Origin of the sequence: Agrobacterium sp. LAD9 (assembly GCF_003031125.1) — a bacterium.
GTDB classification, from domain to species: Bacteria; Pseudomonadota; Alphaproteobacteria; order Rhizobiales; family Rhizobiaceae; genus Agrobacterium; species Agrobacterium radiobacter.
In genome coordinates this window covers 309,673-321,777 of sequence record NZ_PHGS01000009.1, presented here as the reverse complement: position 1 = coordinate 321,777, position 12,105 = coordinate 309,673, and the positions used below count along the sequence as shown (strand labels likewise).

At 62.6% G+C, this 12,105-nt stretch carries 12 protein-coding genes; 4 read left to right on the top strand and 8 right to left on the bottom strand.

Annotation, left to right across the window (positions count from 1 at the left end; all coding sequences use genetic code 11):
* Window positions 1-12 precede the first annotated feature (12 nt).
* The 5 genes from DA915_RS11270 to DA915_RS11250 form a co-directional block, all read right to left on the bottom strand.
* Complete coding sequence (locus DA915_RS11270; protein WP_107675837.1) at window positions 13-426, bottom strand: GNAT family N-acetyltransferase; 414 nt, start codon at window positions 424-426, stop codon at window positions 13-15.
* An 88-nt stretch (window positions 427-514) separates the two neighbouring features.
* Window positions 515-2,599, bottom strand: a complete 2,085-nt coding sequence (locus DA915_RS11265; RefSeq protein ID WP_060727440.1) for a hypothetical protein — start codon at window positions 2,597-2,599, stop codon at window positions 515-517.
* A gap of 1 nt (window position 2,600) precedes the next feature.
* Window positions 2,601-5,411 carry a DUF4159 domain-containing protein gene (locus DA915_RS11260; protein ID WP_107675836.1) on the bottom strand — a complete coding sequence of 937 codons (2,811 nt, stop codon included), beginning with the start codon at window positions 5,409-5,411 and terminating at the stop codon, window positions 2,601-2,603.
* Window positions 5,408-6,322, bottom strand: a complete 915-nt coding sequence (locus DA915_RS11255) for a DUF58 domain-containing protein (RefSeq protein WP_107675835.1) — start codon at window positions 6,320-6,322, stop codon at window positions 5,408-5,410. The genes DA915_RS11260 and DA915_RS11255 overlap by 4 nt, the downstream gene beginning before the upstream one ends.
* Window positions 6,323-6,347: 25 nt before the next feature.
* Window positions 6,348-7,358 carry a MoxR family ATPase gene (locus DA915_RS11250; protein WP_004430195.1) on the bottom strand — a complete coding sequence of 337 codons (1,011 nt, stop codon included), beginning with the start codon at window positions 7,356-7,358 and terminating at the stop codon, window positions 6,348-6,350.
* 174 nt (window positions 7,359-7,532) lie between these two features.
* Here DA915_RS11250 and DA915_RS11245 point away from each other — a divergent pair, with 174 nt between their 5' ends.
* The 3 genes from DA915_RS11245 to DA915_RS11235 are packed head-to-tail and all read left to right on the top strand — an operon-like array spanning window position 7,533 to window position 10,050.
* A complete protein-coding gene (locus tag DA915_RS11245) occupies window positions 7,533-8,162 on the top strand; it encodes a DUF1285 domain-containing protein (protein WP_099086010.1) in 630 nt (209 codons plus the stop codon).
* Window positions 8,159-8,797 carry a CoA pyrophosphatase gene (locus DA915_RS11240; protein ID WP_004430201.1) on the top strand — a complete coding sequence of 213 codons (639 nt, stop codon included), beginning with the start codon at window positions 8,159-8,161 and terminating at the stop codon, window positions 8,795-8,797. The genes DA915_RS11245 and DA915_RS11240 overlap by 4 nt, the downstream gene beginning before the upstream one ends.
* Window positions 8,794-10,050, top strand: a complete 1,257-nt coding sequence (locus DA915_RS11235; protein ID WP_107675834.1) for a CCA tRNA nucleotidyltransferase — start codon at window positions 8,794-8,796, stop codon at window positions 10,048-10,050. Before DA915_RS11240 ends, DA915_RS11235 begins: the two co-directional genes overlap by 4 nt.
* Before the next feature lie 26 nt (window positions 10,051-10,076).
* Here the strand turns inward: DA915_RS11235 and DA915_RS11230 are convergent, their stop codons facing one another.
* The 3 genes from DA915_RS11230 to hemF all read right to left on the bottom strand — a co-directional run bounded on the left by DA915_RS11230 (window position 10,077) and on the right by hemF (window position 11,698).
* A complete protein-coding gene (locus DA915_RS11230) occupies window positions 10,077-10,262 on the bottom strand; it encodes a DUF1059 domain-containing protein (protein WP_003523091.1) in 186 nt (61 codons plus the stop codon).
* Window positions 10,263-10,394: 132 nt separating this feature from the next.
* Window positions 10,395-10,664 (bottom strand): hypothetical protein, encoded by a 270-nt coding sequence (locus tag DA915_RS11225; protein ID WP_004430213.1) that lies wholly within the window; start codon window positions 10,662-10,664, stop codon window positions 10,395-10,397.
* A 122-nt stretch (window positions 10,665-10,786) separates the two neighbouring features.
* Window positions 10,787-11,698, bottom strand: coding sequence for an oxygen-dependent coproporphyrinogen oxidase (hemF, locus tag DA915_RS11220; protein WP_004430216.1), 912 nt, complete (start codon window positions 11,696-11,698; stop codon window positions 10,787-10,789).
* Window positions 11,699-11,828: 130 nt separating this feature from the next.
* Here hemF and DA915_RS11215 point away from each other — a divergent pair, with 130 nt between their 5' ends.
* Window positions 11,829-12,104 (top strand): hypothetical protein, encoded by a 276-nt coding sequence (locus tag DA915_RS11215; protein WP_004430221.1) that lies wholly within the window; start codon window positions 11,829-11,831, stop codon window positions 12,102-12,104.
* Window position 12,105: the final 1 nt, after the last annotated feature.

The following is a 12,105-nucleotide window of genomic DNA, read 5'->3' as shown; positions in this document are numbered from 1 at the left end:
GCTTTATGCAATTTAGAACCGCTTCTCCAGCCAGGTGATCGACTGGCCGCTGGAAAGGGGGCCAAGCGAGCCGATTTTGGTGAAGCCGTAGCGTTCATAGGTTCTCAGGGCATCCGGGTTCATCGTGTCTATATAGGCGCCCATGCAGCCGCGTTTTCTGGCTTCTTCCTCGGCCATTGCAAGCAGCTTGGGGCCCGTGCCCTGACCGCGCATGGTTTCCGGTATGAAAAGAAGCTGCACGTAAAGCCAGCCGCGGGCGGTATGGCCAACCAGACCGCCGGTAACAATGTATTCGTCGTCACGGATGGTGATGATGAGTTCGCGTTTGTCGCTTTCGCCGAAACGGGCGAGATTATAGGCCACCAGCGGATCGCGGATGGCCTTTTCGGCTTCTGGATCCGCGACGTCGCTCAAAATGAAATTCATGGTTTCTCTCCAGACGCCGGGGTGGCGACCGCTTTCGATTTCCAATCGGAGACGGGAAAGCCCGGCGCTGCGCCGGGCCGAAACGCCCTTACCGGCCCTCACGCCACCAGAGCGCGGAGAAGGCGAGCAGCAGGGCGGCAAGCCCGGCAAAACCGGCAAAGAGCGGCAGGGTGTTGACGCCTTTCAGCACCGTCTCGTCGGTCATGCGTATCAGCATGCGATCCTCATCGGCAACCCTGATATCGCCGCGGACGGGCAATATATCGGGCAGCGCGATACGGCCGGAATTATCGGCGACACGGTGCACGCTGCCCTTGGTGGCGTCTGCCAGCGGTTTCAGCGTTTCGGTCGTCGAAATCATCGCCTTGAATTCCGGTGCATCCACCGCGCCGACATGGACGAGGGTGGTGAAATCGCCGTTCTTGATTTCGAACAGGCCGGTTTCATCCATGCGGCGCTCGATCCTGTAAAGACCGGGCTCGGCGCTGGTGAAGGCCATGTTTTCCGTTTTGCCGGAAGGGAAACGCACGCTCGCCTGACCGGGATCGTCGCCAATGGTCTGGCGGGTGATCTGCAGGGTGCGGCCGTTGGCGCGCGCCGTCAGCGCCTCTTCTTCAAGCTCCGGCTCCTTCATCAGCCAGTGGGCGATGCGGCGGTAAAGCGCCACATGCGGGCCACCACCTTCGTAACCGCGCGCCCACAGCCAGCCCTGATCCGACAGCAGCATGGCGACACGGCCTTCGCCCTGCCGGTTCAGCACCAGCAGCGGGTCCTGTCCGTCGCCCAGCATCACGGTCTGGCCCTGCGGCGGGTCGACACTGATGGTGCGGAACCAGCGGCCCCATTGCGGCGGCTCGTTGCCCGAGCCTTCCAGCCCGCGGGTGACGGGGTGTTTCTTGCCCGCCTCCGAAAGACGGGGGTAAAAAGCGGCCTGATGCACCTGACCCGTCGGCTGCGCCGGCAGCACGGAGGCTAAAGGCGTCATGGCGATCGAATCCTGACCGGCATGTTCCGGCCCGGCGGCGATCAAAAGCGCGCCGCCCTTTTCGACATATTGGGCGATGTAGTCGTAATAAAGGATCGGCAGCACGCCGCGATGCTGGTAGCGGTCGAAGATGATGAGGTCGAAATCATTGATCTTCTCGACGAACAGTTCGCGGGTCGGGAAGGCGATCAGCGAGAGTTCGTTGATGGGCGTGCCGTCCTGTTTTTCGGGCGGGCGCAGAATGGTGAAATGCACCAGATCGACCGAGGCGTCGGATTTCAGGAGGTTGCGCCAGGCGCGTTCACCGGCATGGGGTTCGCCGGAAACGAGCAGCACGCGCAGGTTCTGTCGTATGCCTTCGATGAGGTGAACGGCGCGATTATTGGCGGCCGTTACTTCGCCCGGAAGCTCGGCGACGGAAAACTCCATGACATTGTTGCCGCCGCGCGGAACCTTGAAGCTGAACGGCGTCGGCTGGCCGGGCGTGGCCTGCAGCGTGGCGATTTCTTCGCCATTCATCTTCACGGTCACTTCCGCGGAACCGCCGCCGGCGGGGCGGCCGTCATCGAAGACGCGCAGTGTCAGCTGCTGCTCTTCATTGACGATGCCGAAGCGCGGAGCGCGGACTATTTCGATACGGCGGTCGAACTCATCGGCCTTGCCGGTGATCAGCCCATGCACCGGCGCGCGGAAGCCCAGCGCCTGTTCGGCATTGGGCAAAGCGTTGGGAATATCGTGAATCTGGCCGTCGCTGAGGAAGATCGCGCCGCCGACGCGGGACGGCGAGACATCCGAGACGGCGGAGGAAAGCGCCGAGAAAAGCTGTGTCGAGGGGGAATCGCTCTCACCATTGTCGCGGACTTCAACAATACGCGGTTCGATGCGCGGGAAGCGCGAGAGCCGGTCTTTCAGCGTCTCCAGCGCCGTATCGGTCATCTGCGGCCGGTCCTGTACGTCCTGGCTCTGCGAGCGGTCGACGATGACGGGGACGATGGTGGAGAGCGGCTCGCGCTCCTCCTGCGTCAGGAGCGGATTGGCGATGGCGGCAAGCAGCGCGGCGAGCGCCAGCCCGCGCAGCCATGCGCCGCGCACGCCGCGCCACAGGCCGATGAAGGAAAGGGCGAGGGCTGCGATCGCCAGAATGGCGATTACGATCCACGGCAGGAAGGGGGCGAAGGTCAATGTCATGTCACTGCCCCAACCGTTCGAGAAGTGCGGGAACGTGGACCTGATCGGCCTTGTAGTTGCCGGTCAGCATATACATCATGATGTTGACGCCGGAGCGGAAGGCGTGTTCGCGCTGCATCTCGTCCGGCGGCACGGTGGGCAGAATCGGCGCGCCCTGCGCATCGACGGCCCATGCGCCGGCAAAATCATTGCCCGTGATCATGATCGGCGTCACGCCATCGCCGGAGGAGGAAAGGCCCGACGTGGTCTTGGCCGCGCCCTGCCGCGATTCCACCCAGAGCGGCGAGCCGTTGTAACGGCCGGGGAAATTGGTGAGCAGGTAGAAGGAGCGCGTCAGAACATGGTCTTCCGGCACGGGCTCCAAGGGCGGAATGTCGATATTGGCGAGGATCGCCTGCAGGCGTTCGCCGTTAGGGCTGGTCGCGCCGGTGTCGAGCGAAGAGAACTGGTCGCGCGTATCGAACAGTACGGTGCCGCCGGCGCGCATGTAGGCGTCGATACGCGAGATGGCGGCGCTTGAGGGCATCGGTGCCGTGGCGGAAACCGGCCAGTAGATGATGGGATAGAAGGACAATTCATCCTTGGAAATATCGAGACCGACCGGCTGGCCGGGCTCCAGCGTCGTGCGCCAGGTCAGGAATTCGCTGAGACCCTGCAGGCCCTGCTCGGAAATGCGGTCGACATCGTCTTCGCCGGTGCGGACATAGGCGAGATGCGTGGTGTCCAGCCGTTCGAAGATCTGCTCGTCGCCGGGTTTCGGATCGTCGGCGCGCGCGTCCGTTGGCGACATGGTGGCAAAGGCGCCAAGCGCCAGAAGCAGGGTGGCGGCGGTGGCGCTGCGGGCTTTTGGCAGGCGGGCGAATGCGCCGTTCATGAAGAGCACGATCAGGCTATCGGCAATCAGCATCAGGAAGGCGGCGATGAAGAGGGCGGGGCGCAGGGATTTTGCCGTTTCGCCGATCAGCGCTTCGCTTGACGTGCTGATACCGGCGGCCGACGTGTCGAGGGGGCGCAGCGTCGCACCAGCGGCTAAGAGATTGAGAGCCACGAAACCATCCTCTGTGCCGTAAAGGCCGGGGGGATTGTCGAAACCGGTGCGGGGCGGCTGGCCGGCGCGCATTTCGAGCGGCCGGGCAGTGCCGATTTCGGCCGACAGTGCGCCTTCGGCCGTGAGCAGCCGGAAGGGCGGCAGGGCGGCCGCCGGGGCATTGGCGTTGGCGGAAGCGCCTCCCGCCTTCGACAATTGCACGATACGGCGCAGCATATCGACGAAATGGCCTGAGATCGGCAGGTCGGACCAGCTCGCCTCGGCGCTGACATGGAAGAGCACGATGCGGCCTGCCTCGACGTTACGGGTGGTGACGAGCGGCGTGCCATCGGCAAGGCTGGCCCAGGTGCGCTCAGCCAGATCCGGTGTCGGTTCGGCCAGAACCTGGCGTTTGACGAGAATGCCATCGGCCTTCGGCATACCGGCGAAGGCGCCAAAACTCGGGAAATCGGCAAGCGGCTGCGGCTCGGCCCAGGAGAGCGCGCCGCCGAGCGCACGTTCGCCCTGCCTGAGTGTTACCGGCACCAGCGGATCGTCGGCTGGGGCCGCGGCAAGGCGCGGTCCGGCAAAACGGATCAGCGTGCCGCCGCCGGCCAGCCACCGTTGCATCGGCTCATAGGTTTCCTGCGGCAGGCGGCCGATATCAGCCATGACGATGACGGAGGGGTTGGATTGCAGGATTTCCGGGATCGCCTGCGCCAGATCGGCCTGCCGCTGCGGAATGAGATCGGCAAAAGGCTGCAGGGCGCGGCTGATGTAATAAAGCGGCTGCAGCAGCGGCTGGAAATCATTGCCGGTTTCGCCGGCCAGCAGCGCCACGCGGCGGCGGCGGAAGCCGTCATCGAGAAGATGCACCGCACCCGCCGTCGAGACACCTTCGATGGAAAGGCGGGCGAAATCGTTGCGCAGTTCGAAGGGCGCTTCCACCGTCGCCGTCGTCTCGGCCTCGCCGGGCGCGAAGCTGGCGGTGCCATTGGCGAGAATGCGGCCCTGGCTGTCCTGCGCATTCACGGTCAGCCGCGCGGCTTCGGCGGTATCCAGCCGTGAAAGCGTGACGCTCATGGAATCGGCATTGTTGGTGGCGCCTGATATGGCGGTGATCGCCTTGCCGTCGCCCTTCACGATGCGGAATTCGGCGGGCGAGAGGCTGGCAAGCGTTCTCAGCGCGCTTTCATCCTGCGCACTCTGCACGCCATCGGTGATATAGGCGAGCGTGCCGGGGGGCGTACCGTTCAGCGCTTCGGTGATGGCCTCAGCCGTGCGGATACGATCGGGAACCAGCGGCTTCGGCTTGGCTGCGGCGAGCTTGTCCAGCGCCACGGCTGTCGTTCCCGGCACGGCGTCATGTTCGGCGTCGGCGGTGAAAACGATGGAAACCGGGCGTTCAGCCCGTTCGGCATCTCCGATCAGAGCTTGCGCGGTTGCCACGCGCCGCTCCCAGTCGGGCGCGGAGGCCCAGCTATTATCGACCACGAGCACCAGGGGGCCGCTGCCGGCGATGCTGCTGTTGCGCGGGTTCACGACCGGGTCCGCCAAGGCAAAAATCACGGCGGCGGCGAGCGCCATGCGCAGAAGGGTCAGCCACCACGGGCTTTTCGACGGCGTTTCCTCGCGTTTCAGCACCGTCGCCAGAATCTTCAGCGGCGGAAAGACTTCCGCCTTGGGGCGCGGCGGTGTGAGCCGCAGCAGCCACCAGATGGCGGGCAGCGCCAGAAGGCCGAAGAGGATGTAGGGGCTGGTAAACACGAAAGGCAATGCGCTCATCGATGGCCACCGCCTTGCGCGGGCGCGCCGGAAAGATACATGTGAACAGCGACGAGCGCCTCGGAAGCGAGGTGATCGGTGCGGTGGAACACGAAGTTCCAGCCGAGACGGCGCAGCGATGAGGACAAGGCCTCGCGCCTTGCGAGATAGGCGCGGGTGTAGTCCTCGCGAATGGTTTCGGCGCGGCCGGACACGAGTTTTTCGCCGGTTTCCGGATCAGTGAATTCGGTGCGGCCGGAATAGGGGAAGGTTTCCTCGGCCGGATCGGCGATTTCCACCACATGGCCACGTAAGCCCCGCCGCGCGAGCGGCGAAATCCGCTCCATCACATTTTTCGCATCATCGAGAAAATCGCCGATGAGGACGATATCGCTCGCGCCGCGGATCATGCCCGTTTCCGGCATGCCCGTGGTCAGCGGCGCATGCATGATGGCGGCGGCCAGTCGTTCGGCGGCATTTCTGGCCGAGACCGGCTCCATGATGCCGGGGCAGCCGATGCGCTCGCCCGAGCGCGCAAGGATTTCCGCAAGCGCCAGCATCAGCACCAGCGCCCGGCTTTCCTTGGAAACGGAGCCGAGGGTGGATTTGAACATCATCGACGGCGACATGTCGGCCCAGAGCCAGATGGTGTGGGCGGCTTCCCATTCCCGGTCACGCACATAGGTATGATCGTCGCGGGCCGAGCGTCGCCAGTCGATGCGCAACAGGCTCTCGCCTTCGGCATAGGGGCGGAATTGCCAGAAATTCTCACCGATGCCGCGCTTGCGGCGGCCGTGCCAGCCGGCGGTGACGGTGTTGGCGATGCGTTTTGCCTCGACCATGCAGTCCGGCACCAGTGCGGCGCGCTGGCGCGCACGCGCCAGAACTTCGCTACCCGGCGTCTTGTCTACGATCTGGCCGATGGATGCCACATGCAGTCCTTTCGCGAACGTGCGTTCAGTTCTTCGCCTGCTCCACGAGGGCTGCGATGACATCGCGCACCGACATGCCTTCGGCGCGGGCCGCAAACGTCAGCGCCATGCGGTGTTCCAGCACCGGCTCGGCGAGCGCATAGACATCGTCCAGCGACGGTGCGAGTCTGCCTTCATAGAGCGCACGGGCGCGGGCGGTGAGCATCAGCGACTGTCCTGCGCGCGGGCCCGGGCCCCAGACAACGTGTTTGTCGGTCAATTTGTTGCCATGGCCGGGGCGGGCGGAACGGACGAGCGAAAGGATCGCGTCCACGACCTTGTCGCTGACCGGCATCTGGCGGATGAGGGCCTGAACTTCCATCAGGCGTTCGGCATCGATCACGCCGCGTGCTTCGCCAGAGGCGGTGCCTGTCGTATCGAGCAGGATCTGGCGCTCCGCGGCAAGTTCGGGATAACCGACATCCACCTGAAGCAGGAAGCGGTCGAGCTGGGCTTCGGGCAGCGGATAGGTGCCTTCCTGTTCCAGCGGGTTCTGGGTGGCCAGGACGTGGAACGGCTTCGGCAGCTCATAGGTCTGGCCGGCCATGGTGATGTGATATTCCTGCATGGCCTGCAGAAGAGCGGACTGTGTGCGCGGGCTGGCGCGGTTGATTTCATCGGCCATCAGCAATTGCGCGAAAACCGGGCCCTTGATGAAACGGAAGGAACGGCGGCCGTTTTCGTCCTGATCCATGACTTCGGAGCCGAGAATATCCGACGGCATGAGATCAGGCGTGAACTGGATGCGGTTGGCGTCGAGGCCGAGCACGGTGCCGAGCGTGGTGACGAGCTTGGTCTTGGCGAGGCCGGGAACACCGACGAGCAATGCGTGGCCGCCGGAGAGGATGGCGAGAAGCGTGTTCTGCACCACTTTTTCCTGGCCGAAAATGACCTTGGAGACTTCCGTGCGGATGGCCGCAATGTCGGAAAGCGCCTTTTCGGCCGAGGCGACGATGGCCTTTTCATCGAGGGTTTCGCCGGTATTCATCACGCCCATGTCGCTCTCCTCATACCTTCGCCGCTGTCACAGTCGCATCCCGGTTTGCTGGCCGCTGGCCGGGACGGATTTTGCGCTGCATATAGCTTATTGCTCTCTTGGCCGCTGACAAGCGCCATTCGAATGACTATGTCGTGACTTAGTATTTCCTTATCGGCAAAGCGAGACTCGAATATGGCAGCGGAGACGATAAATTCGGCAGGTGATGCGGCGGGGCTGGCGGCGATGATTTCCCGCGCCGCCGAACAGACTGGCGATGCCAAACGCGGGCCGGCCCCGGTGGAACGCTGGAATCCGCCCTTTTGCGGCGATCTCGACATGGAAATCCGCGCCGACGGCACATGGTTCTACCTCGGCACGCCCATTGGTAGGGCGCCGCTGGTGCGGCTGTTTTCCACCGTTCTGCGCAAGGATGAGGACGGCAAAACCTATCTCGTAACTCCTGTGGAAAAAGTCGGCATCCGGGTCGTCGATGCGCCTTTCGTCGCCGTCGAAATGAAGGTGACCGCGGGTGAGAAGGATGGCGAGCCGCTACTCACCTTCCGCACCAATGTCGGTGATGTGGTGGAGGCGGGGCCGGAGTATCCGCTGCGGTTTGAAATTTTCGGTGAGAACCGCGAATTGAAACCCTATCTTCTGGTGCGCGGCCGGCTGGAAGCGCTGATCTCGCGGGCGGTGATGTATGATCTCGTCGCGCTCGGTGAAGTGATCGACGTTGATGGTATCGACATGTTCGCCGTACGCTCGGGCGGGATCGTCTTTCCGGTGATGCCCGCCAATGAACTGGAACGGCTTTCGCAATGACTATGACGACAACGGGCCTCAAGGCTTTTACCGCTAGCGATTTCCGCCGCCGGGTGCTGCAGGAAGGCGAGGGCGTGGCCGAGCGCGAAAATGGCGACCATGTGCTCAATCCGGGCGTGGTTCTCTCTGGGAACGGCATCAGGCTGAAGGATGCCGCCGTGCTGGTGCCCGTTATCGATGACGGCAACGATGCGCGGGTGATCTTCACCCAGCGCACCTCCACTTTGCGCAAACATTCCGGCCAGATTTCCTTTCCGGGCGGCGGCATCGATGCCGAAGACCGCACGCCGGAGGAGGCGGCCCTGCGCGAAACGGAAGAGGAAATCGGCCTTTCCAGGTCTTTCGTGGAAACGGTGGGGCGCCTGCCGGACTATATTTCCGGGACGGGTTTTCGCATCAAGCCGGTGCTGTCGGTCGTCCGTCCCGGTTTTGACCTGACGCTTAATCCAACGGAAGTGGATGAGGTTTTCGAGGTGCCGCTATCCTTCCTGATGGACCCGGCCAATCACGGGCGCGGCAGCCGCATCTTTCAGGGGAAGGAGCGGTTTTTCTATGAAATGCCCTATGGCGAACGCTACATTTGGGGCATTACGGCGGGCATCGTCAGGACGATTTACGAGAGGTTTTATTCATGAGCAGCCTTGCCGGGCGGGACTGGTTCGAAAAACCGGCGCTGAAGCGCATCTTTGCGCTTCTGAATGCCGATGGCGGCGAGGTGCGGATCGTCGGCGGCGCGGTGCGCAATGCGCTGATGGACCTGCCGGTCGTCGATGTCGACCTGGCGACGACGCTCACCCCTGACGTGGTGGTGGCGCGGGCGAAGGCTGCGGGGATCAAGGCGGTTCCAACCGGCATCGAGCACGGCACGGTAACGCTGGTGATCGATGGCGAAGGTTTCGAGGTAACGACGCTGCGTCGTGATGTCGAGACCAATGGGCGTCATGCACAGGTGGCTTTCGGCACCGACTGGCAGACCGACGCCGAGCGGCGCGATCTCACCATCAATGCTCTTTATGCCGATGAAAAAGGCGAGATCATCGATCTTATCGATGGGCTACCCGATATCGAAACCGGAACCGTGCGCTTCATCGGCGATGCGGCGATGCGGATTTCGGAAGATTACCTGCGGATTCTGCGCTTTTTCCGCTTTTTCGCCCACTACGGCTCCGGCCGTCCTGATGCGGACGGTCTCAGAGCAAGTGCGCGGGCCAAGGACAAGCTGGGTACCCTTTCGGCCGAACGGGTATGGAGCGAGCTGAAAAAGCTGCTTTCCGCGCGCGATCCCTCCCGCGCTCTTTTATGGATGCGGCAATCGGGTGTGCTGACGGAAATTCTTCCCGAGACCGAGAAATGGGGTATCGACGCCATTCACGGGCTGGTGGCGACGGAACAGGCTCTTGGCTGGGCGGTGGACCCGATGCTGCGGCTTTCCGCCATCCTGCCGCCCGATAGGGACAGGCTGGTCGCCCTTGCCGCGCGCCTCCGGCTGTCAAAGGCCGAAGCTGCCTATCTTACCCATTGGGCTTCGGCACCGGCGGCTGACCCCGAACTGAAGGAGACGGCGCTTGACCGGCTGCTTTACCGTCAGGGTGTCGAAGGTGTGAAGACACGGCTGAAGCTTGCGCTTGCCGCCGCCCGTGCCGATGTTTCGGCTGGCGACACGGCCATGCAGAAGGTGGCGCGGCTTTCGACCCTGCTGGCGCGGGCGGAAAAATTCCACAGGCCCGGATTCCCCCTGAGCGGCGTGGATGTGATGGCGGCAGGCGTCGAGGCTGGCCCGAAGGTGGGCGAAGTGCTGAAAAGCCTTGAGGAAAAGTGGATCGACGTCAATTTCTCCCTTGACCGGGCAGCGCTGACCGCCCGGCTGAAGGATATGCTGGAAAATTGAAGTCGCAGCAACGAAGGCGTTGCGGCTTACGCCGCATTCGCTTCGTCGCGGATGCGGGATTTGATGTTCTCGATCATGTTTTCGCGGATGACGGTTTCGCCGTGGGCCGAGCGCATGTGCTCCACCGTGCGGCGGACGACTTCAGCGTCGTCATCTGCGCGCGTATGCCAGGCACAGCCGGGCACGAGCGTTCCGCATTCAAAAAGTCTCATGGTATTGCCTCCCTGTTTCAGCGAAGGACAGCATTGAAGTGACATGCTGTCCTTCGGTCATGAAACGAAAGTTCGCCGCTTATGTTCCAGAGCAGCGTCCTTCAACCCTGTTCGGGCCCCTATTCGGGCCCCCTATTCGGGCATTGCCCAGCACTGGAACACAGAGGATGTGCCAGCTGCCGGAATTTTTGTACGAGGCATTTCGTCATTGGCTGCCCGCCGTGCCGTTTTTTGTCCGGCAAGGGAGCGTTTCACCTGTTCGACATAAAAGGAATGCGGCAGTTCACGATCACCCGTGGCACGCATTTCCGCTGCCAGGCGGTCGATCAGATCAGGGGTATCGATGGAATGCAGCGCTTCCTCGACGGAAGCAGAGATAGGCATGCTGTTCGAAGTAATCATGACGATAGCTCCTCCAGTACGTCTGCGGGAGGAGACTACCACTGCCTTGATTTTTCCATAAGTCCTAATTTGCGCTATTTGCGACAAAATGGCTGATGAGCGTCAAATTTGCGTGAGGTTTTTTAAGGCCAGCGCACCACCGGCGGCAGCGAAGACAGAATCGATTCGACATTGCCGCCCGTCTTCAGGCCGAAGATCGTGCCGCGGTCATAAAGCAGGTTGAATTCCACATAACGGCCGCGGCGGATAAGCTGCTCGTCGCGGTCCTCTTCCGTCCAGTTCTGGTTGAAATTGGCGCGGACGATTTTCGGATAAACGAGATTGAAGGCGCGGCCGACATCCTGCACGAAGGTGAAATTGGCGTCCCAGCCGCCTTTTTCCTCATCAGGGTGCAGCCAGTCGAAAAAGATGCCGCCGGTGCCGCGTGGTTCATTGCGGTGCTTCAGGAAGAAATACTCGTCGCACCACGTTTTGTATCGCGGGTAATCGGCAACCGGATGGCGGTTGCAGGTGATTTCGAAGGCGCGGTGGAAAAGCTGGGTGTCCGGGTCCTGTTCCGTCCGCCGACGACCGAGAACCGGTGTCAGGTCCGCGCCGCCGCCGAACCAGTGGCTGGTGGTGACGACCATGCGGGTATTCATATGTACCGCGGGCACATTGGGATTGACCGGATGGGCGATGAGGGAGAGGCCGGAGGCCCAGAAGCGCGGGTCTTCTTCCGCACCCGGTATCTGCTTGCGGAACTCGGGCGAAAACTCGCCATGGACGGTGGAGGTGTGCACGCCGACCTTCTCGAAGACGCGGCCTTCCATCATCGACATCTTGCCGCCGCCGCCTTCGCCATTGTCGCGCAGCCAGTCTTTCTGCACGAAACGGCCGGGCTCCTGATCGGAAAGAGGGCCGGTAAGATCGTTTTCCAGGGTTTCGAAGGAGGCGACGATGGTGTCGCGCAGATGCTGGAACCAGGCTTCGGCTGTGGCCTTCTTGTCTTCGATGTCCTCGGGCAAGCCCTTCGGCAAGATTGGCCGTTCCATATCTTCTTTCTCCTGCGGTGAAGTCTGTTCCCGCCGCCTCTAGCAGGTGTTTGCGCCGCGCACAAATACGACTCGCCAAGGCGGCGCGCCGACACTATCTTTATCGATGTAGGTGCCAGAGGTGAATATCATGACGAAATTTGCCGGACCGCCGCCCCTTGATGGGCTGAAGCGCAGGATCGCCAATCATCGCAAGGAACGCGAAAGCGCCGGCGGTGAACAAAAGCGTGACGGCATGTTCGTGCGCCAGACCTTCTGTCTCGGCCGCGAGGAAGCCCGCGCCAAGGCGCGCGAATGGTTCGACAGCTTTCCCAAAGCGGCCTATTGGACGGAAGTGGAAAGCTGGCGGCAGCTTGAAGGCGACCGCATCGAATTCACCATGCGGCGGCTTCCCTCGGCCGATTGAG

Bases quoted from the DNA above. Each gene is read 5' to 3' on its own strand.
- DA915_RS11230 (WP_003523091.1), bottom strand. From the start codon at position 10,262: ATGAGACTTTTTGAATGCGGAACGCTCGTGCCCGGCTGTGCCTGGCAT.
- DA915_RS11270 (WP_107675837.1), bottom strand. From the start codon at position 426: ATGAATTTCATTTTGAGCGACGTCGCGGATCCAGAAGCCGAAAAGGCC.
- DA915_RS11215 (WP_004430221.1), top strand. From the start codon at position 11,829: ATGACGAAATTTGCCGGACCGCCGCCCCTTGATGGGCTGAAGCGCAGG.
- DA915_RS11225 (WP_004430213.1), bottom strand. From the start codon at position 10,664: ATGATTACTTCGAACAGCATGCCTATCTCTGCTTCCGTCGAGGAAGCG.
- DA915_RS11265 (WP_060727440.1), bottom strand. From the start codon at position 2,599: ATGACATTGACCTTCGCCCCCTTCCTGCCGTGGATCGTAATCGCCATT.
- DA915_RS11240 (WP_004430201.1), top strand. From the start codon at position 8,159: ATGACTATGACGACAACGGGCCTCAAGGCTTTTACCGCTAGCGATTTC.
- DA915_RS11235 (WP_107675834.1), top strand. From the start codon at position 8,794: ATGAGCAGCCTTGCCGGGCGGGACTGGTTCGAAAAACCGGCGCTGAAG.
- DA915_RS11260 (WP_107675836.1), bottom strand. From the start codon at position 5,411: ATGAGCGCATTGCCTTTCGTGTTTACCAGCCCCTACATCCTCTTCGGC.
- DA915_RS11245 (WP_099086010.1), top strand. From the start codon at position 7,533: ATGGCAGCGGAGACGATAAATTCGGCAGGTGATGCGGCGGGGCTGGCG.
- hemF (WP_004430216.1), bottom strand. From the start codon at position 11,698: ATGGAACGGCCAATCTTGCCGAAGGGCTTGCCCGAGGACATCGAAGAC.
- DA915_RS11250 (WP_004430195.1), bottom strand. From the start codon at position 7,358: ATGGGCGTGATGAATACCGGCGAAACCCTCGATGAAAAGGCCATCGTC.